The organism is Stenotrophomonas sp. 169 (assembly GCF_014621775.1).
GTDB lineage: Bacteria > Pseudomonadota > Gammaproteobacteria > Xanthomonadales > Xanthomonadaceae > Stenotrophomonas.
Window position 1 is genome coordinate 318031 of record NZ_CP061204.1, and the last position, 22947, is coordinate 340977.

A 22947-nucleotide genomic window follows, 5' to 3' on the forward strand; every position below is an offset into this window, starting at 1 on the left:
CGAAGCGGGCAGCTCCCGCGTTGAGGCTGACAGCTCCGGCCTTGTATCCCGCCCCGCAGTCGCCGGACACGTTCATTGCGCCACGTTGCCGGGCAAGGCCGGTCTTGCTGCGTGGGTGCTTGGCGTCCCTGAGCATCGTCCTGGGGTTCGCCGCGCCGAGGTCAGACCACAGTAGCCGGGTGATCCCGCCTCCACGCTGCGCCGTGAGAATGACGAAAGGCAAATTACCAAGCGCCAGGCCTCGGCCACGAATCGGTTGTCGACTTCAACACCTTTCATCGGCCTGGCCGGTTTGAGTCGTCGGAAAGGAATCCCGCGGCTACGTTCATGATTGCAGGCGCGCGCGAGGGATAATGCGCCCCTTGGCGTTCATGTGGCGCCCCGCACCTGCTGTCGGGAATGCGCGATCACACGGGGGGCGGTCAGCTGTTTGGCCACCCTGGTGCCCAGGGCTTCACTCAAGCGAATTGCTGTGGCCGCCAGTCGATCTTTATGACCTTAAGTACATGAAAATATTGAAATCTGAACGTATCCGCCTGTGCGTCGCCCCTATGATGGATTGGACGGACCGCCATTGCCGCGTGTTCCATCGGCTGCTGGCGCCCGGCGCGCGGCTGTACACGGAAATGGTGCACGCCAACGCGGTGATCCATGGCGACCGCGAACGGCTGCTGGGCTTCGATCCGGTGGAACAGCCGCTGGCGCTGCAGCTGGGTGGCAGCGAGCCGGCCCTGTTGGCGCAGGCCGCGCGTATCGCGCAGGACTGGGGCTATGACGAGGTCAACCTCAACTGCGGGTGTCCGTCTGATCGCGTGCAGGCGGGGCGCTTCGGTGCGTGCCTGATGCGCGAACCGGCGTTGGTGGCCGACTGCGTGGCGGCGATGGTGGCGGCCGTGGACATCCCGGTGACGGTCAAATGCCGCCTGGGTGTGGACGATGACAGCGAGTACGAGCGCTTCGCGGAATTCGTCGACCGGCAAGTGCAGGCGGGTGCCCCGATGGTGGTGGTGCACGCGCGCAACGCGTGGCTGAAGGGCCTTTCGCCCAAAGAAAACCGTGAAGTACCCCCGCTCCGTTATGACTGGGCGTACCGCCTCAAGCAGGAGCACCCGCAGCTGCCCGTGGTGCTCAACGGCGGGCTGGCCAGCATCGACGCCGTACAGGCGCAGCAGGGCAAGGTGGACGGGGTGATGCTGGGCCGTGCGGCCTACCATGACCCCTACCTGCTGCATCAGCTGGAGTCGCTGCACACGGGCGCACCGCTGCAGACGCGGCAGGCCCTGCTGCGCGCGCTGCGTCCCTACGTCGAAGCGAAGCTGGCGGAGGGCGCCGCGCTCAAGCACATCAGCCGCCACATCCTGGGCCTGTTCCATGGCCAGCCCGGGGGGCGCGCATTCCGGCAGATCCTCAGTGAAGGCGCGCACCGTGAGGGAGCCGACTGGTCGTTGGTGGAACAGGCGCTCGCGGTCACCGAGCGGGATGGCGGACGCGTCGCGGCTTGAGGACTTCTGCAGGGCGACATCCGGCGCAACATACCTGCTAGTATGTTCACTTACCTGAACATAGACATCCGATCTTCAGAAAAGTTCAGACCGGATTCACTGGTAAAAGCCGAAATTTGGGAAAGATATGTAAAGCCCCGGGTCCCTGATCCGGACGCGGACTTCACATTTTTTGAACGAATTGCCGACCTCGGCTAGGATCGCAACGATGTTCTTCCGTTTCCACACCTGCCAGCTCACCCTTGCCACCTGCGTGGCGCTGGGTGCATTGGCGCCGCTGCCGTCCCATGCGCAGGCGCCTCCACCGGCGCAGATGCAGCAGGGCGTGCCGCAGCGCATGCAGATGGCCGAGCGTGCGGACATGGTGCGCGGTGGCCCCAGCGAAGAGCGGCGGTCGTTGTCCGATGCGGTGCGTCGGGTGCAGCGGTCTACCGGTGGACACATCCTTGGCGTGGAGCAGGTGCCCTTTGATGGGCGCAACATCAACCGCGTGAAGTACATGGATGAGCGTGGTCGCGTGCGTTACATGGACGATCCTGTGCAGCAGCGTTCACAACCCCGCCCGCCCCGATCGGATATGTCTTCACTACGCGGCGATAACCCCTGAACAGGGATCATCGTCGCATCAAACCCGATTTCCACCGGCCCAACAGGCCGACCCCAGCACACTAGGGAGAGTTCATGCGTATCCTTCTGGTCGAAGACGAAGCCCCGCTGCGTGAGACCCTTGCAGCCCGGCTCAAGCGCGAAGGCTTTGCCGTCGACGCGGCGCAGGATGGCGAGGAAGGTCTCTACATGGGCCGCGAAGTGCCGTTCGACGTGGGCATCATCGATCTGGGCCTGCCCAAGATGTCGGGCATGGAACTGATCAAGGCCCTGCGCGACGAGGGCAAGAAGTTTCCGGTGCTGATCTTGACCGCACGGTCCAGCTGGCAGGACAAGGTCGAGGGCCTCAAGCAGGGCGCCGACGATTACCTGGTCAAGCCGTTCCACGTTGAAGAACTGCTGGCGCGTGTCAATGCACTGCTGCGCCGTGCAGCCGGCTGGAGCAAGCCGACGCTGGAATGTGGCCCGGTTGCGCTGGACCTCGCGGCGCAGACGGTCAGCGTGGCGGGCAGCAATGTCGATCTCACCAGCTACGAGTACAAGGTGCTGGAGTACCTGATGATGCACGCCGGTGAACTGGTCTCCAAGGCCGATCTCACCGAGCACATCTACCAGCAGGACTTCGACCGCGACTCCAACGTGCTGGAGGTCTTCATCGGCCGCCTGCGCAAGAAGCTGGATCCGGACGGCGAACTGAAGCCGATTGAAACCGTACGCGGCCGCGGCTACCGTTTCGCGATTCCGCGTAACGAAGGCTGAGCCTGCACCTGGCGAGCATCTGATGTCCGGCCGTCTGTGGTTATTCCGACGCTGGCGGCCGCGATCCCTGCAGGCACGCCAGCTGCTGGCTGCGTCGGTGGGCCTGGTGGCCTTCCTGGCGCTGGCCGGTTACGCATTGGATGCGGCCTTTGCCGATACCGCGCGTGCCAACCTGCGCGAGCGCCTGAAGAACTACGCCACGGCCTACGCGGCGGGCAGCGATTTCACCCGCGACCGCTCTTTGTACCTGCGCGAGCAGCCGCCGGATTCGCGTTTCGACGTCCCCGGCAGTGGCCTGTACCTGCAGGTGGTGACGCCCGATGGCAAGGTCACCTCGATGTCCGCCGAAGGTCCCATGCTGCCTACGGTGGGCGGTGGCCTGCTCGCGCCGCGTCAGGAAGTCTTTGAAGGCCCGTTGCCGATCATCCAGATCGATGGCAGCGAGGGTTCGGTGTATCGCTACGGCCAAGGCCTGGTGTGGGACGTGGAAGCCGATCCGGCGACCGAGTTTCCGTACACGATCTACGTGATGGAAGACAGCAGCGCACTGGGTGCGCAGCTGCGCGTGTTCCGTGGCCGTGTGTGGTTCTACCTCGGTGGTATCGGCCTGATCCTGCTGCTGCTGCAGACGGTGATCCTGCAATGGAGCCTGCGGCCGATGCGTCGGGTGATCACCGAGCTGACGCGCGTGCAGCGCGGCGAGAGCGAGCGCATGAGCGAGCGCCACCCGCGCGAACTGGAACCGCTGACCGACAGCATCAACGCCTTCATCGAGAGCGAGCGCGATAATCTGGAGCGGCAGCGCAACACGCTGGCCGATCTGGCGCATAGCCTGAAGACGCCGATCGCGGTGCTGCGTACGCAGATGGACAGCGGATCCAGCAACGATGCGTTGCGCGAAGAGCTGGATGTGCAGCTGCAGCGCATGAACAACCTGGTGTCCTACCAGCTCGCACGTGCCGCGTCGTCGGGCCACAAACTGTTCTCCGCGCCGCTGCCGATCGAGTCCAATGCCGAGGAGATCGTGCGCGGGCTGGAGAAGGTGTACGCCAGCAAGGGCGTGTTGTGCGAGTTCGACATCGATCCGGGTTCGCGCTTCCACGGCGAGCCGGGTGACCTGCAGGAACTGTTGGGCAACCTGCTGGAAAACGCCTTCAAGTGGGCCAGCCGCCGCGTGCTGCTGACCGCGCAACCGCTGCCCGCACCGAACATGCGTCGACCCGGCCTGCTGCTGGCGGTGGACGACGATGGTCCGGGCATCGCGCACGATGACATCGCCAAGGTGCTGCAGCGGGGTGTGCGCGGCGATGAGCGCGTGCAAGGCCATGGCATCGGCCTGTCGATCGTGCAGGACCTGATCAAGGATTACCGCGGCGAACTGCTGGTGACGCGCTCGTCGGAATTGGGTGGCGCGCGTTTCGAAGTGCGGCTGCCGCCCGGCCCGTAAGCCGGCGTTCCAGCCGCTGCAGGATCCATCACCGCGCGGGCATCACGCACCGCGCGGTGCGCTCGCCGAGCACGGCTCGGCGCTACCGGCTAGCCACTTCACCGTGCGCGCGGATCGATCACCTCGCGGCATCTTCGGTAGCGCCGAGCCACACTCGGCGGAATCCATCACCGCGCGGACATCACGCACCGCGCGGGGCGCTCGCCGAGCATGGCTCGGCGCTACCGGCTCGCCACTTCACCGTGCGCGCGGATCGATCACCTCGCGGCATCTTCGGTAGCGCCGAGCCACGCTCGGCGGAATCCATCACCGCGCGGACATCACGCACCGCGCGGTGCGCTCGCCGAGCATGGCTCGGCGCTACCTGCTCGCCATTTCACCGTGCGGCATCATCCAGCGCAGGCACTGTCGGCGGCTCACCATAGAAGCGCCGCAGGTGCGCGGCGACGACCGGCAGCGCCTCGGCCAGCACATCCGGCGCGGAAAAATGGTACTCCGTGGTCACCGCGAAAAACTCTTCCGGCGCCTCCGCTGCATACGGGTCGATCAACGTCGCTTCGCCGGCATCCACCTGCGCGCAGAACGCATCGTAGGCCTGCTGGAAATCGTGTGCCCACTGCCGCTGCCACTCACGGGGCAGCGGGGGCGTGCCATCGATCGCACCGTCCAGTGCATCTATCTTGTGTGCCATCTCGTGTACCGCCACGCAGTAGCCATCGAACGGCGCCTGCAGGTCGGCCTGGATATCCGCCCACGACAGGATCAACGGTCCACTGTCCCAGCTCTCACCGATCAACTCGTCATCCCACTCGTGCAGCACGCCTGCGGCATCGACGTGGCTGCGTTGCACGCGGAAGGCGTCCGGATACAGGATCAGCTGCGACCATCCGCGCAGCCCGGCCTCGCCCAGTTGCAGCAGCGGCAGGCAGCACAGCGCGGCCAGCAGCAGCACGTCTTCATCGTGCAGGGTCAGTCCCCCCACCGGGCTGATGGTCTTCTCGTGCAGGAAGCGGGTGGCCAGCGCGCGCAGCCGCTGCTGTTGATCGTCGCTGAGGCCGCGCAGCCACGGCACATCCTGGCAGGCCTGCTGCCATAGCGCGTCAGGGACAGGACGGGGGGCCGGCCGCAGCCAGCGCAACAACGCCTCGATCAGCGGAACATACCCGGCAGGAAGCTGTGCCACTTCGGCGCACGCAGGCGCTGCAACACGTCGTCGTCACCGCCGCCACCGCTGGACGTGGCCTGCGCGGGCACCGGCTTGGGCGCGGTCGGCACGGCTGCTGCGGCACTGCGCGCGTTCGGCGGTCGCTCGGCATCGGGCGTGGAATAGACACAGTCACCTCGCCCTTCGCTGGCCATCGCCGTGGCGGCGTTGGCAAGTACGGGGGCCATCAACAGGACCAGGCAATGGGCAAAGCAGCGCATCGTCGACATCCGTGGTCAAGGGCGGGTGAGCTCTCGATTCTAGCCCGATTCGCGCCCTCAATTGGAACCCCCGCGGGCAGGCTCGATTCCTTTGCCGCATACTTTCCCCGTTTACTTGACGGAACCTGCCGTGGACGACCGCCAACTGCTGGCCAAACTGGCCGCCGGACCGCTGTCCGGCGATGCGCTCGCGCGTGAGCTGGGCCAGACCCGCGCTGCAATCTGGAAGCGGATTCAAGGACTTAGATCTGCAGGCGTGACGATCGAAGGCCGTGCCGGGGGCGGATACACGCTGTCCCAAAGCGTCGACCTGCTGGACCCCACGCAGATCCGTGCCGCACTGTCGGCGCCGGTGGATGCCCTCGTTGATGACCTGCAGGTGCTGTGGAGCACCGGCTCCACCAACAGTGAATTGCTGCGCTGCAGCGCGCCGCCGCGCGGCAATCGCGTGCTGCTGGCTGAGCGCCAGACCGGTGGGCGTGGCCGTCGCGGGCGCGAGTGGGCCTCGCCGCTGGCCGCCCACATCTACCTCTCGGTGCTGCGTGGTTTCGCCGGCGGGCTGGCCCAGTTGGGCGGCCTCAGCCTGGTGGCCGGCGTAGCGATCGCCGAGGCGTTGCAGGGCCTGGGCCATGCCCAGGTGCAGCTGAAGTGGCCCAATGATCTGGTGGTGGACGGCCACAAACTGGGCGGCCTGCTGGTGGAAGGGGGCGGCGAGTTCGCCGGCCCGGCGCGGGCGGTGATCGGCATCGGCATCAACGTGCACATGCCTGCCGCGGCGGCTGAGCACATCGACCAGCCGTGGACCGACCTGGATCGTCTCAACGGTGCGCCGGTTCAGCGCAACACCGTGGCCGCTGCCGTGCTGTCCCATCTGCTGCCCGCGCTGGAGCAGTTCGAAGCGGAGGGTCTGGCCCCGTTCCTGGCACGCTACACCGCGCTGGACAGCCTGGCGGGCCGTGAGGTGCAGGTGGAGCAGGGGGGACACTGGCAGCACGGGCGCGCGCTGGGGCTGGCCGATGACGGCGCGCTGCGCGTGCTGATCGATGGCCGCGAGCACCACGTGCACGCCGGCGAAGTCAGCGTGAGGGCGCGATGAGCGACTGGTTGTTCGACCTCGGTAATTCCCGTTTCAAGTACGCCCCGCTGCTGGGCGACCGTGCCGGTGAGGTACAGGCGTGGACGCACGGTGCCGAAGACCTGCGTGGCGACGCGCTGCGAACCTTGCCGCAGGGCCGCGTGGCGTACGTTGCCAGCGTGGCAGCAACCGGCCTGACCGCGACCATGCTGGAAATCCTGCGCATGCGCTTCACCCACGTGCATGTGGCACGCACGGAGGCCGCGTTCGCCGATGTACGCATCGCCTATGCCGACCCTGCGCGCTTCGGCGTCGATCGCTTCCTGGCGCTGCTGGCGGCGGCGCGCACGCATCGGCATGTGCTGGTGGCCGGCGTTGGTACCGCGCTGACCATCGACCTGCTGGATGCGCAGGGACAGCACCATGGCGGCCGTATCGCGGCCTCGCCGACCACCATGCGCGAAGCGCTGCATGCGCGTGCGGTGCAGCTGCCACCGCAGGGTGGCCATTACATGGAGTTCGCCGACGACACCGACGATGCGCTGGCATCAGGTTGCGACGGGGCGGCGATCGCGTTGATAGAGCGCAGCCGGGAACAGGCCCGCCAACGCCTGCAGGCGCCGGTGGACCTGTTGCTGCATGGCGGCGGTGCACCGGCGCTGCTGCCGCACCTGGCAGACGATGCGGGCCACCAGCCGCTGCTGGTGCTCGATGGGCTGGCACGCTGGGCCGTGCACCTGCCTGCGGCGACAGGCTAGGATCAGCGGATGCTGACTCGTGCCCTGATCGTCTTTCTGGTCCTGCTCAACGTGAGCGTCGCGCTGTGGTGGATGCTGCGTGGCGAGCCGGTGGTCGCGGACGTCGAGCCACCCGCTGGCGTGGCGCAGTTGCAACTGCTGGACGACACGGAAACCCGACAGCCTCAACAGGGCAGTGTCGCTGCGCCGCCGTTGCAGGACACGACGGTCGAGAGCCCATCGGCATCGTCGCCCACGCAGACCCCGTTACCACCGTCCGCGACGCCGTCGGCGCCGGAGACGCCGCCCACCGTGGAACCGGCATCCGGGACGCTGGCTGCAACGCCGGCCGCCGCCGTGACGCCCGCGGCCGCCTCGCCGGCCACTCCGCAGCGCTGCATCGCGCTGGGACCTTTCCCTGACCGGACCGGCGCCCAGGCCGCGCAGGGCAAGACGGGCAACGCCCTCACCCAGGCGCGCCTGCAGGAGCAGGCCGTGCCCGGCAGCACGACCCGCTTCCGCGTGATGCTGCCGCCCGCCGCCAGCCGCGAGGCCGCACAGGCGACGGTCCAGCGCATCGTCGCGGCCGGTCTGAGCGACTACTACATCATCGCCCAAGGCCCTGACGCGAACGCCATCGCACTGGGCCAGTACCGCAACCGCGAAGGCGCCGAGCGCCGCTTGGCGGCGGTGCAGGCCGCCGGCTTCCAGGCCCGCCTGAGTGGCGGCGAGGGTAGTGCCACGTGGTGGCTGCAGGGCGCGTTGGCCGAGGGCCAGACCCCCGCCGGCGTGCGCCAGCGCAGCGGGGCCGCACAGCAACGCTCGCTGGACTGCGCAGGTCTGCGGTAGAATCCACCCTGCTTCGCGGCCACGCCGCGGACGCGTCAGTACCCCGCCGCTTTAGCTCAGTTGGTAGAGCAACTGTCTTGTAAACAGTAGGTCATCCGTTCGATTCGGATAAGCGGCACCATCCTCCTAGCCTCGCTCGACCGCTGCGGTGCCCGTATGGGGTTCAGCTCCCTCCTGCGGGGCGAGCGGAAACCGACCCCCACCCGTGCGCGTCAGCTCGATTCCGCGTACCGATGCGACAGCAGCGACCGCACCAGGAAAGTCACCTGGGTGGCCGAGCGCGCATCCACGCGCAGGACCGGCAGGCGAAAGCCAGCCGCGAACAGGGCGTCACGGACCGCGGTCACCATCAGCTGCGGATGCTCATCGGTGCGGGTGATGCCCACGGCCAGGCTGGCGTCGGGTGCGATGCGGGAGAACTCCTGCAGCAGCTCCAGCGTCGAGCCCACCGGGTCCGGCGATGCCGCGCTGACGAGCACGATCACGCCCAGTGCGCCTTCGCAGACCATCGGCCACATGAAGTCCAGGTAGCGCTGGCCGGGTACGCCGTACAGGTGCAGCAGCTCGCCGTCATCCAGTTCGATGGAGCTGTAATCCAGCGCGACGGTGGTCTCCACCTTGTCTGCCGTGGCGTCCTCGCTGAGCGGCATTTCGGTGCTTACCGGTTCGATATCGGAGATCGCGCGCACGGCAGTGGTCTTGCCGGCCCCCATGCCGCCGACGAACACCAGTTTGTTGGCCGGCAGGTTCATGCGCGGCCACCCTGCAGATCCAGGCCGAAGCGGCGCGCCACCCAGCCCAGGAACCGTGAATCGCGAAGACCGGCGGAGCGCGGTGGTGAGGGCACGGTGTTCTCCTGGTGCGGGACAAGGCCGCTGGCGATCGCGGCGGAGAAAATGGATTGCACGGTATCGTGCGGCAATCGGCACGCGGCGGCCAGCGATGACGAAGTCCAGCGGCGCGCGTGCAGCTGGGCGATCGGCAGCAACCACTCTGCGGGTACGTCGCTGTGTTCCAGATCGGGCCAGTGCTGCAATCGCACCGGGGTGCCTGCGGCGGGCCTGTCGAGCAGGCTCGGTCGATGCCGGGCGATGCTGAAATACAGCGCTTCGAACGAACGTCGTCGCGGCAGCAGATAGCCGTATTGGTGTTGGAAGGTGGCTGCATCCAGCGGGGTCGACGACCACGCCTGGTCATCCAGCAGCGGCACCAGTTCGGCCAACGAAAGTCCCGGCGGCAGCGCAACGCTGCGCGTCGCCGCGTCTACCGCAAAGCGCACCGCACCCCGCTGCAGCAGCAACAGGCCACCTTCGGCAGGCGACTGCAGGGCCTGCAGCAGTGACACGGGCAACGCGGCCAGTGACGCAGCATCGTCCTCGGCCGTTCCGGTCGAGGCGAGCAATACGGCGAGCTGCTGGTTGATATCGCGCACGCTGGCGCCGTGTGGCAGCGCACCTGCCGTGGCGGCTTGTACGCTGCGCGCGATGGTCAGCCGCGCAACGCCCAGCGCCTCGGCCTCGCGGGTGGCCTCGGCAGCAGACGCATCACCGCCCACCACCAGCAGGTCGGCGTCCTGGCCATTCCACGGATGCAGGGTGACGTCCATGCGTTCGGCAAGCAGCAGCGAACACGCCAGCTTCAATCGCGTGGCATGCAACAGGTCGAGGCCGGCCACGGCGACCTTGAAATGGCGGATGGGTGCGTTCATGCAGAAAGAGGCCGAGATGCCGCCCACCGCGTCCGTGCCGGCACGCGGCACCGGACAGGGCAGGCGTGCGGGCTCAACTGAAATCCAGGGTCTTTTCGAACGACTTCAGCTCATGGCGCGCCATCGCCAGGTTCGAGCGGCTGCGATCCAGCACGACGTACAGGAACAGCATCGGATTGCTCTCCAGCGGCCGGATCAGGTGGTACTGGCTGCTCAGGCTGATCAGGATGTCTTCGAGGGTGTCGGACAGGCCGAGCGACTGTGCCACGCGACGCTTGGCGCGCACGACTTCGGTGTTGCCCGCAGCAGCCAGTTCGAGGTTGACGTCGCCGCCACCGATCATTCCCAGCGCCATGCCGCTGTCACTGTCGACAAGGGCGGCACCGACGAAGCCGGCGATCGAATTGAGGTTTTCCAGATTGAGCTTTGACACAGTCATCCTTTTTTGGGTCGTGCAGAGTGGCAGGGCAGACCGTGTGGCCTGCCTTCGGAAAAGCAAAGAGGGGAAGCGCGGTCAGCCTGCGCGTGTGCGCAGGGTGGTCTCGAGGCGGGCAGCGCATTCGCGCGCATGGAACAGCAGCACGGCGAGGTTGACCTCCGCGGAGGCAACGGCGGTGAGTGTCATCGGCTTGTCGGCGTTTACCCGGATCAGCACCACGTTGCCCTGCCGGGTGCACACCGTGGCGTACTCAGCCTCGCTCAGCGAGAGCTCGCGCGACACGGTTTCGCCCAGCGTAAGGAACGAGTTGGTCATCGCCGCCAAGCGGCGACCGTCTACGCCCAGCGCTGAATCTTCGGCCACCGCACGCCCATCGGCCGTGGACAGCATCAGCAGCGTCAGTCCGGCCTCGCGCTCACGTGCCTGGCGGAAGATGTCGGTGATGCGGGTCGTATCGTAAAGCTGGCGCACGGGCTGGCTTTCGCCGGTCGCACCGCGGACGATCTGGTTGATGGCACTGCGTTGCACTGGTTTCCCCCTGGAACCGTTCGCGGACCGCCGAGTGGCGACGCATTTTCCAACCGTTGGAAGGCTGAAAGTGTGAACCGTAGCACAGTATATCGGACCACTTTTGCAACGCAGGATTAACCGTGCCGCGTGTCAAGTCTTTGACAGGGCAGCCTTTTAACGTGAAAGGCAGTGGCCTTCCGCTCCTGCGGCCGTAATGGCTGCTGCACTGCCGCGAGAGGACGCCGGTCGTGCTGGATAGACTGGCTTCTTTGTTCTGTACAGAGGTTGCAATGACCCATCTTCCCGTCTCGCTGATCGGCGTCCCCACCGACATCGGCGCTGGCCATCGTGGTGCCCGCCTGGGGCCAGAAGCCTTGCGCATCGCCGGGCTGCCCGAGGCGCTTGCGGCACGTGGTGTCGAGGTACGTGACCTGGGCAACCTGGACGGTCCGCGCAATCCCTGGACGCCCCCGGTGGCTGGCTATCGCCATCTGGACGAAGTCGTGGAATGGAACCGGCTGCTGATGGAGGCCACGCTGGCCGAGCTGCGCGATGGGCGGATGCCGATCATGCTGGGCGGCGACCATTGCCTGGGCGTGGGCTCGGTCACGGCCGTGGCGCGCTGGTGCCGCGAACAGGGCAAGGACCTGCGCCTGCTGTGGCTGGACGCACATTCGGATTTCAACACCAGCGATGTCACTCCGTCGGGCAACGTGCACGGCATGCCGGTTGCCTGCCTGTGCGGCCTGGGTCCGGACGCACTGACCCGGCTCGGCGGTGATGCGCCGGCGCTGCTGCCTTCGCAGGTCCGGCAGATCGGCATCCGCTCGGTGGACCCGGAAGAAAAGCGTCTGATCAAGCAACATCGGGTGGATGTCTATGACATGCGCTACATCGACGAAGCAGGCATGAAGCGCACGATGGAGGCCGCACTGGCAGGCATCGATGAAAACACCCACCTGCACGTCAGCTTCGACGTCGACTTCCTCGACCCCAGTATCGCGCCCGGCGTCGGCACCACCGTGCCGGGCGGGGTGAATTACCGCGAGGCACAGTTGGTGATGGAGATGATCGCCGACAGCGGGCGCATGGGTTCGCTGGACATCGTGGAGTTGAACCCGCTGCTGGACAACCGCAACAGCACGGCCGAACTGGCCGTGGATCTGGTGGAAAGCCTGTTCGGCAAGTCCACCCTGATGCGGGACTGAGGGGGGCGCCAGCCTGCCGCGGGGGTCGCCGATGAACAGGCGACCCCCGCGTTCACACTCGCTCCACGCCGATAACGCCAGATTGCTCCTCACGCGGCACGCCCGGTCGTTCCGGACGCCGCGACTTGAACCAGGAGAAGACGATGAAGCGAATCATTTCCGTACTGTTGTTTGCGCTGTGCACCGCAGGTTCGCTGACCGCCTGCAATACCGTTGCCGGTGCCGGCAAGGACATGCAGAGCGCTGGCGATGCTGTCCATGACACCGCGCAGGACTGCAAAAACGGCAAGTGCTGAGCGACGGCTTCTTACCCCTCTTTACCGCATGAGCGGTGATGTAATTCAATCAACCAGGAGAAACCCATGAAGCGTGCTATTGCCCTGATGCTGTTGTCCATGTTCTCGGTCGCCATGCTGGCCGGCTGCAACACCGTTGCCGGCGCCGGCAAGGATGTGCAGGGTGCAGGCGAGAAGGTGGAAGACGCCGCCCGCAAGAACTGATCGCACTCGCGCATCAAACGGAAAGGCCCGGGATTCCCGGGCCTTTCTTCGTTCTGGGCGCTGCGCTGCAGGGCGATGTCTGCGGTTCAAGTACGTGAGCACCCGTTTCATCCGCGCTTGACTGTTCCTCAACGTGCTGTGTTGCAAGCTGCAGATGCGGTAACACCACCGTTCCATTCTGCAACGAGGCCATACCATGAACGAAGACATCATCAAGGGTAAGTGGAAGCAGCTGAAGGGCAAGACGCAGGCCAAGTGGGGCGAGCTGACCAATGACGAGCTCGACGTTGCCGAAGGCGACTCGACCTACCTCGCCGGCAAGGTCCAGGAACGCTACGGCGTGACCAAGGACGAGGCCGAGAAGCAGGTCAGCGAGTATCGCGATTCGCTGCACAAGGATTATCCGGACTTCAAGTAGTGGCCTGAGCCGTTACTGATCCGAAAACAACGGGCCCTTGCGGCCCGTTGTTGTTTTCGTGCGTCAACGACGCGGTGGGTCGGCCACGAAGCGCTGTGGAAACGCCTGCGGGATACGATCGCCGTTCGAAGCTCGATCCTCCAGTACGATGCCGCGTGCACGCAGGTTGCGCGCGCTGTCATAGCGCAGTTGACTGATCTGCACGGGCTGCGCCGTGGCCCGCTCGAATGACGTGTCGCGCACCGACGAAAATTCGCGATCGCCGTGGGCGGTACCGAGACGTTGCGCCGGAGCCGGTGCGGACGACATTTCAGCCATGGAGCGCGTGCTGCTGTCTGCAGCGGCCTCCGCCCGCGACGCGGGCTTGGCGATCCGCCCGCGCGGCGTGGGCGGGCCAGGCAGCCAGCGCACGGCGCGCTTCTCGCCGAACACGGCGATGCCGACCACGCCCAGGTCCTCGCCGCGCCCGGTCCGCTGCGCGTAGCTGTCGCGGGGACTGCTGAAGACGAACTGGGCCACTTCGTCATTCGACTTGCGCCAGCCGGTGATGTCCGTCGATTGCCAGGGTGCCAGCACATAGCCGGTCTGATCAGGGGTCGCCGACTCGCCACTGACCGCGTTGATGCCATCGACCGACAGCACGACGAGCACCCGTTCCGGGCTGGCGTTGTACAGCCGAACGGCATAGCGGTGGCCACGCTCGCCCGCGACCCAGTATTGGCCGTCATGACGGTAGCGGGGCAGGGCGTCATCGCGGTCGCGGTCCACCAGGGTCAGCTCGACCGGACCTCGCTCGACGCGCGACTGCTCGGGTGCCACCGGCGTGAAGCCGGCCAGCAGGGCAATGCTAAAAAGGGGCAGCAACAGGCGTTTCATCGTGGTTCTCCGTGGCAGGGTGACAGGGAGAACGCCCCACCAGGGGCGGCGGGGTTGCGCCGTTCGAGGGTAAACTGGGGCCGTTCACCGCAGGTTTCCCGTCGAGCAGTCAATGACCACCCGAGTCCTTACCGGTATTACCCCCTCCGGCACCCCGCACCTTGGCAACTATGTGGGCGCGATCCGCCCGGCCATCGCCGCCAGCCGCGCGCAGGGTATCGAAAGCTTTTTCTTCCTGGCCGATCTGCACAGCCTGATCAAGGCGCAGGAACCGGAGCGCACCCAGCGCTCCACGCTGGAAATCGCCGCCAGTTGGCTGGCCTGCGGGCTGGACCCGGAACAGGTGTGGTTCTACCGGCAGAGTGACATCCCGGAAACCAACGAGCTGATGTGGTTCCTCACCGTCGTTGCCAGCAAGGGCATTCTCAATCGTGCCCATGCCTACAAGGCCGCGATGGACAAGAACGAGGCCGACGGACTGGACCAGGACGCCGGTATCAGCGCCGGGCTGTTCATGTATCCGGTGCTGATGGCAGCGGACATCCTCATCTTCAAGGCGAACCGGGTACCGGTCGGCCGCGACCAGATCCAGCACATCGAGATGGCGCGCGATTTTGGCCAGCGCTTCAACCATGTCTACGGCAAGGAATACTTCCCGCTGCCCGAGGTGGTGATCGACGAACAGGTCGCCACGCTGGCCGGCCTGGACGGCCGCAAGATGAGCAAGAGCTACAACAACACCATCCCGCTGTTCGCCCCGCGCGAAGAGTTGAAAAAGCTGGTGTTCTCCATCCTCACCGACTCGCGCGCGCCTGGCGAAGCGAAGGACACCGAGGGCTCGCCGCTGTTCCAGATGTACCAGACATTCGCTACACCGGAACAGACGGCGGCCTTCGCCGCCGCCTTCGCAGCAGGCATCAGCTGGGGTGACGCGAAGCAGCAGTTGTTCGAGCGCGTCGACGCCGAGCTGTCGCCCCTGCGCGAGCGCTACGATGCCCTGATGGCTGAGCCGGAGAAGATCGAAGCGCTGCTGCGCCGTCGTGGCCGGCAGTTGCGCGAGCAGTACGCGGTGCCGCTGCTGAAAGAGCTGCGCCACGCCGTTGGCCTGCGTGACCTGGCCGACGTACCGCAGGCGCCGGCCGCGGCGTCAGTGCGCGTCGCGCTGCCTGTGTTCAAGCAGTACCGTGAAAAGGATGGTCGCTTCTATTTCAAGCTCAGCGACGGTGAAGGCGCGTTGCTGATCCAGAGCACGGGTTTCGACTCGCCGCGTGATGCGGGCCAGCTGATTGCCGTGCTGAAGCAGGCCGAGCAGGGTGATGCCCTGCAGAGCGAGTTGTTCAAGCTGGAAGCGGAAGTAGACCAGGTCCTGGCCGCGCTGTTGGCGCTGCGCGAGGCGGCCTGAGGTCAGACGGATCAGGGTCGACGCGTCGACCTGGCCCCATCGCCACACCACGTCCGAGGACACCCGCATGGCCTGGCTGTCGTTGCTGCTGTTCCTGCCTTGGTTCGTGGTACTGGGCACGCTGTTCTGGTGCTATCCCCGCGGAGCCCGTTCGGCGCGCCGTCGCATGATCGATGTGTCGACGCTCGTGCTTTCTCTCGTGCTCAGCGTCCTCGCCATGCACTGGGGATACCGCATCGGCAGCGCGCAGCCGGATGCGGGACCGATCTGGCCGCAGGTACTGGCCGTGTTGTACGCCTACGGTGCGTTCCTGGCGGTAATGAGTGCCGCACTGCTGCTGCGCAGGCGACGCGCGCCAACGGTGTAGGGCGCCGGCGCCTGCCCGTCCGACCAAAGCCGCATCGAACCCGAGCGGCCTGCACGTCTACCATGGGGGCCTGTCCTTGACCCTGCCAGGTGCGCGCCGATGTCCGCCGATCCCAGCATCCATACCATCGATACCGGATTCCAGCGCGCCGCGTTCGATGCGGCCTACCTGATCGTAGAGAACGGCCGCGCTGCCTTCGTCGATTGTGGAACGTCGCTGGCCGTACCGGCGATGCTGCAGGCGCTGGCCGATGCCGGGCTGACACCCGACGCGGTGGACTGGCTGCTGTTGACCCACGTCCACTTGGACCACGCCGGCGGTGCCGGCCTGCTGATGCAGCAGTTGCCGAGCGCACGCGCCGTGCTGCATCCGCGTGGCGCGCCGCACATGATCGATCCCGCGCGGTTGATCGCCGGCGCTACCGCCGTGTACGGCGAGGAAGAGATCGCACGCAGCTACGGCCGCATCGACGCGATTCCTGCCGAGCGGGTAGTGATTGCCGGCGACGGTCACCGCATCGACGTGGGCGGGCGCGCGCTGCTGCTGGTGCACACGCCGGGGCATGCCCTGCATCACTACTGCGTGTGGGATGAACGCAGTCGCAGCTGGTTCACCGGCGATACGTTCGGACTGTCTTACCGCGAACTGGACAGCGCACAGGGTGCTTTCATCATCCCGACCTCATCGCCCGTGCAGTTCGATCCTGATGCGATGAAGTCGTCCATCCAGCGCCTGCTGGCCCGCCAGCCCATTGCCATGTATCTCACCCACTACGGCCGCGTGGAGGGGGTCGCGGCGCGCGGCGATGATCTGCTGGAGCAGATCGATGCGATGGTGGCCATCGGTCGCCAGTGCGATGGGCGTCCCGACCGCCACCGGCACCTGCTGGCGGCACTGCGCGCGCTGTACCTCGAACGTGCGTTGGCACACGGGTGTTCGCTGGACCAGGAGGCCGTGGCGCGGGTGCTGGCGATGGATATCGAGCTCAACGCACAGGGCCTCGCGTGCTGGCTGGACCGCGACCGCCGCTGATCATTCCGCGTCATCGCGCTGTCACGTACACTCGGGGGCATCCCTGTTTTCCTGTCCCGGTGATCCGTGAATCCGATGCGCGTGCTGTTGTTGTCGTCCTGCCTGTTCGTCGGTGGCCTTGCCCATGCGGCGAATGATCTTCCTGGCGGCGGCATCGATCCGCAGGCGCTCTCCCGCCATGTGCGCGTGCTCGCATCGGACGAGTTCGAAGGACGTGCGCCTGCCACCGAGGGTGAGGAGCGCACCGTGCAGTACCTGATCCAACAGTTCCGCAGCTACGGCCTGCAGCCCGGCGGCGTTGATGGCACCTGGGTACAGCCGGTGCCGCTGGTGCGCGCGCAGCTGGCGGGTCCGGCGGTCGCGACGCTGTCGTTGAAGGGCGGCACGCGTCGCCTGGTGAACGGTGAGGATGTGACCCTGCAGAGCCTGCAGCCGCGCGACAGCGTGCAGCTGAAGGACGCGCCGCTGGTGTTCGTCGGCTACGGCATCGATGCGCCGGAGCGCAACTGGGACGACTACAAGGGCACGGATCTGCGCGGCAAGATCGCGGTGATGCTGATCAACGATGCCGACTTCGAGACCGATGCCCCGGGCGCGTTCGATGGCAAGGCCGTTACTTACTACGGTCGCTGGACTTACAAGTTCGAAGAAGCGGCCCGCCGCGGTGCGGCCGGCGTCCTGATCGTGCACGAGACCGCACCGGCGGCCTATGGCTGGGCCACGGTGAAGAGCTCGGGCACCTCGCCGCTGTTCGACATCCAGCGCAGCAACGACGACGCGATGGCGCAGCACACGCCGTTGCGCGGCTGGATGCAACGCTCGCTGGCCGAGGCGATCTTCGCCGATGCCGGCCTCGATTTCGATGCGGAGAAGCGCAAGGCGCAGAAGGCGGATTTCAAGCCGGTGGTGCTGGACAATGCCACGCTGAGTGCGGCCTTCAAGCTCAAGCGCGAAGCGGTGGTCACCCGCAACGTGGTGGCCAAGCTGCCCGGTGGAGAGCACGGCGATGAAGCGGTGATCTTCTCCGCTCATTGGGATGCCTTCGGCATCGGCCAGCCGGATGCCAAGGGTGACCGGGTACGCCACGGTGCCATCGACAACGCCACCGGCGTGGCGACCGTGCTCGAACTCGGCCGCGTGTTCGCGGCGGGCCCGCAGCCGCAGCGCACCCTGTACTTCGTTGCGCTGACCGCCGAAGAAAAGGGCCTGCTGGGCGCGAGTTACTACGCCACGCATCCGCTGGCGCCGCTGGAGAAGACCGCGGCGGTGCTGAACATCGAGATGTTCAGTCCGGACGGGGCAACGCGCGATATCGCCTCATGGGGCAAGGGGCGTGTGTCCCTGGAAGGCGATCTGGAGCGGGTGGCGAAGGCGCGCGGCCGCACCTACAGCCCCGATCCGAATCTGGAAGCGGGTTTCTTCTACCGTGCCGACCACTTCGCGTTCGCCCGTCTGGGCGTGCCGGCGATCACCGTAGGCCCAGGCCTGGACAAGCGGGAAGGCGGTGTCGAAGCGGGCCGCGCGTTGCGGGAGAAGTACTTCGCCGACTGCTACCACCAGGCCTGTGATGCCTGGACCCCGACGTGGGATCCGGCCGGCCATGCCGCTGACACGCTGCTGGTTTACGACCTGGGCGCGGAACTCGCCAACAGCCGTACGTGGCCGACGTGGGAAGAAGGATCGGAGTTCCGCAAGGCACGCGAGGCCAGCGACGCCGCGCGGCGCTGACGCGGGCGATTATCCAGGAGGTAGCGGGGTCGGCACGCGTTCGCCATGCGAAACGGCGCTGACCCCGGTTGGTGCGCGGTGCCGGCTTCTGTCCAACGTCCTGTCGGCCACACGTGCACGTCAGGGCGTTGGTGACTTGCTCGCGGGCAGCAGCAGGTTCAGTGCGATCGCCACCACCGCGCACAGCGCGATGCCCTTCAGGCCGAAGTCGTCCGGGCCCGTGCCGGTGCCGACCAGCACGCCGCCGATGCCGAACACCAGCGTCACCGATACGATCACCAGGTTGCGGGCTTCGCCCAGATCGATCCGGTGGCGGATCAGGGTGTTCATGCCCACCGCCGCGATGGAGCCGAACAACAGGCACAGGATGCCGCCCATCACCGGCACGGGAATGCTCTGCAGCAGCGCGCCGAACTTGCCGATGAAGGCCAGGCTGACGGCGAAGATCGCCGCCCACGTCATGATCTTCGGGTTGTAGTTCCTGGTCAGCATCACCGCGCCGGTCACTTCAGCGTAGGTGGTGTTGGGTGGGCCTCCGAACAGGCCGGCCGCGGTGGTCGCCACGCCATCACCGAACAACGTGCGGTGCAGGCCCGGCTTCTTCAGGTAATCACGCCCGGTCACGCTGCCCACCGCGATCACCCCGCCGATGTGTTCGATGGCCGGCGCCAGCGCGACGGGCACGATGAACAGGATGGCCTGCCAGTTGAAGGCGGGCGCGGTGAAGTGGGGCAGGGCGAACCACGGTGCGGCGGCGATACGCGCGGTGTCGACCACGCCGAACGCGAACGACAGCCCGAACCCCACCAGTACGCCGAACATGATCGGCAGCAGGCGGAACATGCCGCGCCCGAACACCGCCACCACCAGCGTGATCAACAAGGCGGGCATCGAAATCAGCATGGCGGTCTGGTAGGGGATGAGCACCGTGCCGTCGGCATCCTTGCCCATCGCCATGTTCGCTGCGATCGGTGCCATCGCCAGACCGATCGAGATGATCACCGGGCCTATCACGACGGGAGGCAGTACGCGATCGATGAACCCGGTGCCTTTGATCTTCACGGCGAAGCCAAGGAACGTGTACACGAAGCCGGCCGCCATCACCCCGCCCATGGTTTCGGCCAACCCGAACTGTTGCTTGGCAAGAATGATCGGGGTGATGAAGGCGAAGCTGGAGGCCAGGAATACCGGCACCTGCCGGCCGGTCACCAGTTGGAACAACAAGGTGCCCAGTCCGGCGGTGAACAGCGCGACGTTGGGGTCCAGGCCAGTGATCAGCGGCATCAGCACCAGCGCACCGAAGGCCACGAACAGCATCTGCGCACCGGACAGCACCTGGCGCCACAGCGGGTCGTTGAATTCATCCTGCATCGTCAGGCCTTCCTCGGTGTGGCGCCGGCAAACTATTCGCGGGCAGTGCCGGAGCGCCATGATATAGACGGCTGCGGCCATCCGTCGAAAACAGCATGCCGCGTTATTGACTGCTCGCGGGGCCGGCAAAGGCCTAGAATCCCCCTTCCCCCGCATCGTGGTGGCCCATGGCCGTCGTCCCTGAATCTCCCGCCGCCCCGCGCGGCGGTGCCGTCGCCCTGGCCTTGCTGCTGGTCTATGTGGTGTGGGGCTCGACGTACCTGGGCATTGCCAAGGCGCTGCAGGCCGGCGTGCTGCCGCTGACGTCGGTGTCCGGGGCGCGCTTCATCGTGGCGGGCAGCCTGATGTATGCGGCGCTGCGGCTGTTCTGGAAGGTGCCCCGGCCGACGCTGCCCCAGTGGCGCAACCTGGCCATCATGGGCTTCACCATGCTGCTGCTGGGCAACGGCATGGTGGTGCTGGCCGAGCGGGATGTGTCGTCCGGCCTGGCGGCCACCGCGGTGGCATCGGTGCCTTTGTGGATGGCGTTGTTCTCCGCCGTGCGCGGCCAGCATGCCACGCGCGGGGAGTGGCTGGGCATCGCCATCGGGTTCCTCGGCGTGGTCTGGCTCAATGCGGGCAGCAGCCTGGCCGCCTCGCCGACCGGCCTGGTCCTGCTGCTGGTGGCACCGGTGGGCTGGGCCTTCGGCTCGGTCTGGGTGCGCGGGCAGAACCTGCCCACGCCGTTCATGACCGCGGCCGGGCAGATGATCTGCGGTGGCGTGCTGTTGGTCATCACCGGGCTGGCCGTCGGCGAGCGGCCGACCAGCCTGCCCACCCGCGAGGGCCTGTTGGCCGTCGCCTACCTGTGCGTGTTCGGTTCCATCATCGCCTTCACCGCCTACGTGTGGCTGCTGCACAACGTGCGCCCGGCGCTGGCCGGCAGCTATGCCTACGTCAATCCGGTGATCGCGGTGCTGTTGGGCGTGCTGCTCAACGGCGAGCATTTCGGCTGGCGCGACCTGGTGGCGATGGCGGTGATCCTGGTCGGCGTGGTGGTGCTGATGCTGGCGAGGGCGCGCAAGTGAGCGTGGCACTGGTCAGTGAGCAGGAGCAGCGACGCGGCTTTGCGGTTACCGCCTTCACCTTCGTGTTGTGGGGGCTGGTGCCGGTGTACTGGCATCTGCTGCGCGAGGTGCCCTCGTTCCAGATCATCGCCCATCGCATCATCTGGAGCACGGTGCTGGTGGTGGCGTGGCTGCTGCTCAGCAGCCGGCTGCAGTGGTTCAGGGCCATCGCCGCACAACCGCGGGCGCTGGCGACGCTGGCCATCAGCAGCATCGCCATTGCCTTCAACTGGGGGTTGTACATCTGGGCGATCAACGCCGGCCATGTGATCGATACCAGCCTCGGCTACTTCATCAACCCTTTGGTGAGCGTAGTGCTGGGCGTGGTGGTGCTGAAGGAGCGCCTGCGCCGCCTACAGTGGCTGGCCGTGGCCTGCGCCGCCGTGGGCGTCGCGTGGCTGACCTGGCAGGCCGGCGCACCGCCGTGGATCGCCTTGGGTCTGGCCGGCTCGTTCGGCCTGTACGGCCTGCTGCGCAAATTGATCTCGGTGGATCCGGTGGCCGGATTGGCGGTGGAAAGCCTGTACCTGTTCCTCCCCGCGCTGGGCTTCGCGCTGTGGAGCGAAAGCGGTCATGGCGGCGGTTTCTTCGGCGGCTGGGGCTGGCGCAACGACCTGCTGCTGATCTTCGGTGGCGTGGTCACTGCCGCCCCACTGATCGGTTTCGCTTACGGCGTGAAGCGCATCGCGCTCTCGACGGTGGGCGTGCTGCAGTTCATCGCGCCCAGCCTGGGCCTGGTGCTGGGCGTGTTCTTCTTCAACGAATCGTTCGACAGCGCCCGTGCCGTCGGCTTCGCCGCCATCTGGGCCGGCCTGGCCCTGTTCGTCTTCGACGGCCTGCGCCGAACCCGCCGCTGAAAAAAGGGGACGGAGGGGATTAAGTCGTTTTTGGCTCTTCGGGTGCCAAAAACGACTTAATCCCCTCCGTCCCCGTTTCTTTGTGATTTGCAGCATTTATGGAAGTCCTGCAGCGGATATCCACTTTCAATGACGGCTCTTGCCCAGCGGGCTGCACGGAGAGTCACCATGCGATGCGTTGCATTGTTGTTCCTGCTTTTCGCCCCCTCGGCCTGGGCAGATGATCCGATCGCCTACACCTGCTACTACTGCACCCCGGCAGAGATGGAGCATGTCGCCCTCCAGCAGGGGCTGGGTGAGCATTACGTCTATGATGCGGCCCGCGTGGACATCACCGGATTCACGGTAACGGCGCAGGGCAACCAACTGCGTGCAGTGTCCTTCACACCAGCGGCCTGGATCACGACCCAGTTCGAGGCCATGTTGGCGGCCTATGACACCGACCGTGACGAGACCATCCATGTGTTCTCGAACACCTATCTCCATGCACCCGGCAGCTCCCATGGGCGGAGCATGACCGTCCTTTGGGGACATCACCTGGGTGGGCTTAATCCGGATCGCGAAACCGGGCGCGAGATCGTACGGCGGCATCTGTCTGATCAGCCTGGACTGGCCTACCTCTCCGCCGATGTGCAAGAGGGGCGCGTGCTGCGCTTCTGGTTCGAGCGTGATGATGCAAAGCCTTTGCTCGCCCGTCTGAACTTCACCAGTAGACCCGGCTACCTGAGGTCCCTCGGCAATGCGACTTTCTACTTCGACCGTGGCACGCGTCGATGGGAGTATCTGGCGTCGGAGGGAATCTCGTCCCGTGCCGTACCCGACAGTGCAGAGGATATTGTTGGTCCGGACGGATCTGAATCCTACAGCTTTCCCGTTTATACATCGGCCGGGGACGAGCTGCCGGCCTTTCTGCAGTGGCTGGACTGGGCGGGGATTCCGGTTACTGGCGAAGTAAAGCCCGGTAGTTCGGTCTCCTTCAACTGCAGAAAGACCAACGGGCACATTGCTTGCGAACGCAGATGAAA

26 protein-coding genes and 1 tRNA gene are annotated in these 22947 nt (G+C 66.2%); 19 read left to right on the top strand and 8 right to left on the bottom strand.

Annotated features, from left to right (window positions below; genetic code table 11):
* Positions 1-506 precede the first annotated feature (506 nt).
* The 4 genes from dusA (at position 507) to ICJ04_RS01270 (ending at position 4314) form a co-directional block, all read left to right on the top strand.
* Positions 507-1502, top strand: coding sequence for a tRNA dihydrouridine(20/20a) synthase DusA (gene dusA, locus ICJ04_RS01255; RefSeq protein WP_188325768.1), 996 nt, complete (start codon positions 507-509; stop codon positions 1500-1502).
* 337 nt (positions 1503-1839) lie between these two features.
* Positions 1840-2109, top strand: a complete 270-nt coding sequence (locus ICJ04_RS01260; RefSeq protein ID WP_223203025.1) for a hypothetical protein — start codon at positions 1840-1842, stop codon at positions 2107-2109.
* A 74-nt stretch (positions 2110-2183) separates the two neighbouring features.
* The gene (locus tag ICJ04_RS01265; protein ID WP_004136763.1) at positions 2184-2867 is read left to right on the top strand and encodes a response regulator transcription factor; all 684 of its coding nucleotides are present in this window, start codon (positions 2184-2186) and stop codon (positions 2865-2867) included.
* 22 nt (positions 2868-2889) lie between these two features.
* Positions 2890-4314 carry a sensor histidine kinase gene (locus ICJ04_RS01270; protein ID WP_188325770.1) on the top strand — a complete coding sequence of 475 codons (1425 nt, stop codon included), beginning with the start codon at positions 2890-2892 and terminating at the stop codon, positions 4312-4314.
* A gap of 376 nt (positions 4315-4690) precedes the next feature.
* Here ICJ04_RS01270 and ICJ04_RS01275 read toward each other — a convergent pair whose 3' ends face one another.
* Complete coding sequence (locus ICJ04_RS01275) at positions 4691-5497, bottom strand: M90 family metallopeptidase (RefSeq protein WP_223202957.1); 807 nt, start codon at positions 5495-5497, stop codon at positions 4691-4693.
* Positions 5464-5739, bottom strand: coding sequence for a hypothetical protein (locus ICJ04_RS01280; protein ID WP_188325771.1), 276 nt, complete (start codon positions 5737-5739; stop codon positions 5464-5466). Before ICJ04_RS01280 ends, ICJ04_RS01275 begins: the two co-directional genes overlap by 34 nt.
* A 130-nt stretch (positions 5740-5869) precedes the next feature.
* Here ICJ04_RS01280 and birA point away from each other — a divergent pair, with 130 nt between their 5' ends.
* The 4 genes from birA to ICJ04_RS01300 all read left to right on the top strand — a co-directional run bounded on the left by birA (position 5870) and on the right by ICJ04_RS01300 (position 8521).
* Positions 5870-6835: a bifunctional biotin--[acetyl-CoA-carboxylase] ligase/biotin operon repressor BirA gene (gene birA / locus ICJ04_RS01285; protein ID WP_188325772.1), complete on the top strand. Its 966-nt coding sequence runs from the start codon at positions 5870-5872 to the stop codon at positions 6833-6835.
* Positions 6832-7572 (top strand): type III pantothenate kinase, encoded by a 741-nt coding sequence (locus ICJ04_RS01290; RefSeq protein WP_188325773.1) that lies wholly within the window; start codon positions 6832-6834, stop codon positions 7570-7572. The genes birA and ICJ04_RS01290 overlap by 4 nt, the downstream gene beginning before the upstream one ends.
* 9 nt (positions 7573-7581) lie before the next feature.
* Positions 7582-8400, top strand: coding sequence for an SPOR domain-containing protein (locus ICJ04_RS01295; RefSeq protein WP_188325774.1), 819 nt, complete (start codon positions 7582-7584; stop codon positions 8398-8400).
* A 45-nt stretch (positions 8401-8445) separates the two neighbouring features.
* Positions 8446-8521, top strand: a tRNA-Thr gene (locus ICJ04_RS01300).
* Positions 8522-8612: 91 nt separating this feature from the next.
* Here the strand turns inward: ICJ04_RS01300 and ICJ04_RS01305 are convergent.
* From ICJ04_RS01305 to ICJ04_RS01320, 4 genes are all read right to left on the bottom strand, one after another.
* Entirely contained in the window at positions 8613-9152 is a 540-nt protein-coding gene (locus ICJ04_RS01305; protein WP_188325775.1) for a GTPase, read from the bottom strand.
* Entirely contained in the window at positions 9149-10108 is a 960-nt protein-coding gene (locus ICJ04_RS01310; RefSeq protein WP_188325776.1) for a hypothetical protein, read from the bottom strand. The genes ICJ04_RS01305 and ICJ04_RS01310 overlap by 4 nt, the downstream gene beginning before the upstream one ends.
* 73 nt (positions 10109-10181) lie before the next feature.
* Positions 10182-10541: a roadblock/LC7 domain-containing protein gene (locus ICJ04_RS01315; protein WP_188327162.1), complete on the bottom strand. Its 360-nt coding sequence runs from the start codon at positions 10539-10541 to the stop codon at positions 10182-10184.
* An 81-nt stretch (positions 10542-10622) separates the two neighbouring features.
* Positions 10623-11075, bottom strand: coding sequence for a roadblock/LC7 domain-containing protein (locus tag ICJ04_RS01320; protein ID WP_188325777.1), 453 nt, complete (start codon positions 11073-11075; stop codon positions 10623-10625).
* A gap of 272 nt (positions 11076-11347) precedes the next feature.
* Between ICJ04_RS01320 and rocF the strand changes: the two genes are divergently transcribed.
* The 4 genes from rocF to ICJ04_RS01340 all read left to right on the top strand — a co-directional run bounded on the left by rocF (position 11348) and on the right by ICJ04_RS01340 (position 13183).
* Entirely contained in the window at positions 11348-12265 is a 918-nt protein-coding gene (gene rocF / locus ICJ04_RS01325) for an arginase (RefSeq protein ID WP_188325778.1), read from the top strand.
* 143 nt (positions 12266-12408) lie between these two features.
* Entirely contained in the window at positions 12409-12561 is a 153-nt protein-coding gene (locus tag ICJ04_RS01330) for an entericidin A/B family lipoprotein (protein ID WP_188325779.1), read from the top strand.
* A 66-nt stretch (positions 12562-12627) separates the two neighbouring features.
* Positions 12628-12765, top strand: coding sequence for an entericidin A/B family lipoprotein (locus ICJ04_RS01335; protein WP_188325780.1), 138 nt, complete (start codon positions 12628-12630; stop codon positions 12763-12765).
* Between the two features lie 196 nt (positions 12766-12961).
* A complete protein-coding gene (locus ICJ04_RS01340; RefSeq protein WP_188325781.1) occupies positions 12962-13183 on the top strand; it encodes a CsbD family protein in 222 nt (73 codons plus the stop codon).
* 63 nt (positions 13184-13246) lie between these two features.
* Here ICJ04_RS01340 and ICJ04_RS01345 read toward each other — a convergent pair whose 3' ends face one another.
* Positions 13247-14059 (bottom strand): hypothetical protein, encoded by an 813-nt coding sequence (locus tag ICJ04_RS01345; protein WP_188325782.1) that lies wholly within the window; start codon positions 14057-14059, stop codon positions 13247-13249.
* Between the two features lie 112 nt (positions 14060-14171).
* Between ICJ04_RS01345 and ICJ04_RS01350 the strand changes: the two genes are divergently transcribed.
* The 4 genes from ICJ04_RS01350 to ICJ04_RS01365 all read left to right on the top strand — a co-directional run bounded on the left by ICJ04_RS01350 (position 14172) and on the right by ICJ04_RS01365 (position 18588).
* The gene (locus ICJ04_RS01350) at positions 14172-15461 is read left to right on the top strand and encodes a tryptophan--tRNA ligase (protein ID WP_188325783.1); all 1290 of its coding nucleotides are present in this window, start codon (positions 14172-14174) and stop codon (positions 15459-15461) included.
* 67 nt (positions 15462-15528) lie between these two features.
* Complete coding sequence (locus tag ICJ04_RS01355; RefSeq protein ID WP_188325784.1) at positions 15529-15828, top strand: hypothetical protein; 300 nt, start codon at positions 15529-15531, stop codon at positions 15826-15828.
* Positions 15829-15927: 99 nt separating this feature from the next.
* Positions 15928-16860 (top strand): MBL fold metallo-hydrolase, encoded by a 933-nt coding sequence (locus tag ICJ04_RS01360; protein WP_188325785.1) that lies wholly within the window; start codon positions 15928-15930, stop codon positions 16858-16860.
* A 75-nt stretch (positions 16861-16935) separates the two neighbouring features.
* Positions 16936-18588, top strand: coding sequence for a M28 family metallopeptidase (locus ICJ04_RS01365; protein WP_188327163.1), 1653 nt, complete (start codon positions 16936-16938; stop codon positions 18586-18588).
* A 120-nt stretch (positions 18589-18708) separates the two neighbouring features.
* On the opposite strand, the gene ICJ04_RS01370 is transcribed toward ICJ04_RS01365, so the two are convergent.
* Entirely contained in the window at positions 18709-20040 is a 1332-nt protein-coding gene (locus ICJ04_RS01370; protein ID WP_223202958.1) for a uracil-xanthine permease family protein, read from the bottom strand.
* A gap of 86 nt (positions 20041-20126) precedes the next feature.
* Between ICJ04_RS01370 and yedA the strand changes: the two genes are divergently transcribed.
* The 3 genes from yedA (at position 20127) to ICJ04_RS01385 (ending at position 22945) form a co-directional block, all read left to right on the top strand.
* Entirely contained in the window at positions 20127-21026 is a 900-nt protein-coding gene (yedA, locus tag ICJ04_RS01375; protein ID WP_188325786.1) for a drug/metabolite exporter YedA, read from the top strand.
* Positions 21023-21922, top strand: a complete 900-nt coding sequence (rarD, locus tag ICJ04_RS01380; RefSeq protein ID WP_188325787.1) for an EamA family transporter RarD — start codon at positions 21023-21025, stop codon at positions 21920-21922. The genes yedA and rarD overlap by 4 nt, the downstream gene beginning before the upstream one ends.
* Positions 21923-22090: 168 nt before the next feature.
* Positions 22091-22945 carry a hypothetical protein gene (locus ICJ04_RS01385; RefSeq protein WP_188325788.1) on the top strand — a complete coding sequence of 285 codons (855 nt, stop codon included), beginning with the start codon at positions 22091-22093 and terminating at the stop codon, positions 22943-22945.
* The last annotated feature ends 2 nt before the right edge of the window (positions 22946-22947 follow it).